General features: G+C 51.7%; 3 protein-coding genes. All 3 read left to right on the top strand.

Annotated elements, in window-relative coordinates:
- The first annotated feature begins 279 nt into the window (after positions 1-279).
- From tssB to tssE, 3 genes are read left to right on the top strand one after another with little or no spacing between them, the layout of a single operon-like run.
- Positions 280-783 carry a type VI secretion system contractile sheath small subunit gene (gene tssB / locus ADK28_RS29120; protein WP_046897925.1) on the top strand — a complete coding sequence of 168 codons (504 nt, stop codon included), beginning with the start codon at positions 280-282 and terminating at the stop codon, positions 781-783.
- 24 nt (positions 784-807) lie between these two features.
- On the top strand, positions 808-2,286 hold the full coding sequence (tssC, locus tag ADK28_RS29115; protein ID WP_048797461.1) for a type VI secretion system contractile sheath large subunit: 1,479 nt from the start codon (positions 808-810) through the stop codon (positions 2,284-2,286).
- A gap of 6 nt (positions 2,287-2,292) precedes the next feature.
- A complete protein-coding gene (gene tssE, locus ADK28_RS29110) occupies positions 2,293-2,724 on the top strand; it encodes a type VI secretion system baseplate subunit TssE (RefSeq protein ID WP_048797460.1) in 432 nt (143 codons plus the stop codon).
- Positions 2,725-2,737 lie beyond the last annotated feature (13 nt).

Here is a 2,737-nt window from a genome sequence, read left to right as displayed (position 1 = left end):
GTCTTGATGTATCTTGTTTGTTACATTTTGAAGTTATGTCTCTTTTTGTGATCTGTCTGCGATCTTTAATTCTGTTTTATTGCAAATGTGTAGTGTTATGATCTAGCATATTCGGCATCATTCCTGCGCACCGTTCCTCCGTATGAGGCTGTAACGTCAGGTGACAATCGCCAATTAACCGTCTGGTGAATACCTGAATCTTCGTCCGGGGATACCCGGTTGTATTTGCTGGTCCGCCGGTTTTAATTTCTGATTTGTGAAAAATCGAGTGAGAAGAATATGAGTAAAAATACAGGCACCTCCTCTGTCGCGCCGAAAGAAAGAATTAATATCAAATATGTTCCTGCGACCGGCGGGCAACAGGCAGAGGTTGAATTACCCTTAACGCTGATGATCGTTGGCGACCTGAAAGGGCGCACAGAAGAAACGCCGATTGAAGAACGACAGACGGTATCGCTGGACAAGAACAATTTCAATGCCGTCATGCGGGAAAGCAAAATCGATCTCGCTTTTAACGTGCCAAATCGTCTTGAAGAAGAAAGCGAAGATGACCTGCCTGTTCATCTGAACATTGCTTCTCTTGCTGATTTCTCCCCGGACAACCTTGCACAGCAGGTCCCTGAGTTACGTAAATTGCTGGAGTTGCGTGAGGCGCTGGTTGCGCTTAAGGGACCACTGGGAAATATCCCCTCATTCCGTAACCGTTTGCAGGATTTGCTTGCAAACCCTGATGCCCGTGAACAGTTGCTTCAAGAGCTGGATCTCATTAAGCCAGAAAAATAATGCGACAACAGTAAGGGAAAAATTATGTCTGCTACCGAAAAACAAACCCGCACTGATGATGCCGGGGCATCTTCCTCACTGCTTGACGAGATTATGGCGCAGGCGCGTATTACGCCTGTTGACGAAGGCTATAACGTCGCGAAGCAGGGTATTACGGCGCTGATATCCAACATCCTTGACAGTGGTGATGCCGCCGAACCAGTCAACAAAGCTCTGGTTGACCGCATGATTGTTGAGCTGGACAAAAAACTCAGCGCCCAGATCGATGAAATTCTGCATGCCCGTGAGTTCCAGGCACTGGAATCGACGTGGCGCTCGGCGAAGGTGCTGGTTGATAAAACCGATTTCCGCGAGAACATCAAAATTTTGATGTTGCACGCCACTAAAGATGAGCTGCTTGACGATTTCGAATTTGCACCGGAAATCACGCAGTCCGGTTTCTACAAGCATGTTTACTCCACCGGTTATGGGCAGTTTGGAGGTGAGCCTGTTGGTGCGGTGATCGGTGATTATGTCCTGACCCAGAGTTCTCCGGATATCAAGCTGATGCAATACCTGAGTGCTGTGGGCGCGATGGCACATTCTCCCTGCATTTCTTCTGTGGCACCGACCTTCTTTGGCGTAGACAGTTTTACCGATCTGCCTTCCATTAAGGATCTCAAATCGGTATTTGAAGGCCCGGCCTATACCAAATGGCGCGCCCTGCGTGAGTCAGAAGATGCCCGCTATCTGGGCTTAACCGCACCGCGTTTTCTGGCCCGCCTGCCGTACGATCCGGTGGAGAATCCGGTCAAAGGGTTCAATTATCAGGAAAATATAAACGCCAGCCATGATCATTATCTGTGGGGCAATACCGCCTACCTGATGGGGACGGCGTTGACCGACAGCTTCGCGAAGTACCGCTGGTGCCCGAATATCATTGGTCCGCAAAGTGGTGGTTCTATCTCCGATCTGCCTGTCCACGTTTATGAAGCGATGGGGCAGCTACAGGCCAAAATTCCGACGGAAGTCCTCATCACCGATCGCCGTGAATACGAGCTGGCAGAGGAGGGGGTTATCACCCTGACCATGCGCAAGGACAGTGATAACGCTGCGTTCTTCTCGGCCAACTCAGTGCAGAAGCCGAAGGTGTTCCCGAATACCCGTGAGGGGAAAGACGCTGAAACCAATTATCGTCTGGGCACGCAGCTGCCGTACATGTTCATTATCAACCGTCTGGCACATTACATCAAAGTTCTGCAGCGCGAGCAGATTGGGTCCTGGAAAGAACGTCAGGATCTGGAGCGTGAGCTGAACAACTGGATCAAGCAGTACGTGGCCGATCAGGAAAACCCGCCGGCCGATGTGCGCAGCCGCCGTCCGTTGCGTGCAGCGCAGATCACGGTGAAGGATGTGGAAGGAGAAGCGGGCTGGTATCAGGTGGCGATTTCTGTCCGTCCGCACTTCAAATACATGGGCGCGAACTTTGAACTCTCCCTGGTGGGTCGTCTGGACAAGGAATAAGCCACGGTGTCTTCTCTCGCGTTATGGGACAGAGGAAGCGCTTCCAGCCTGTTCGATCGTATCAGGGAAGAGGGTGCCGACGTCCCGCCTGTACACGACACAGACAGGCTGGTCGGCTCGATAAAGCGTCAGCTCGAACGTGTACTCAATACCCGATGCGGGAGTTGCCGCAGTGCGCCGGATCTCGGCGTGGTGGATCTCAATGATGCCACGCAGAGTCGCGATGATACGGGTGGGCGTATACGCGAAGCCATCCGTCACTGTATCCGCGAGTATGAGCCCCGTATTGTCGACGTTGAGGTTTTTGCGGTGGATAACACCACCGAGGTCCCCGGTATGACATTTCGGGTTAACGCCTCAATACGGCTGGATACGCGGGAACAGACTGCCTCGTTTGATATCCATATGGACAGTAACCGCCACTACAGAATGATGTGATTTATGTCGCTGG

The organism is Serratia sp. 506_PEND (assembly GCF_001076875.1).
In the GTDB taxonomy this organism is placed as follows: Bacteria; Pseudomonadota; Gammaproteobacteria; order Enterobacterales; family Enterobacteriaceae; genus Serratia; species Serratia marcescens.
Note: the sequence above shows the minus strand (reverse complement) of the source record. Positions and strands in the feature narration are given on the sequence as shown.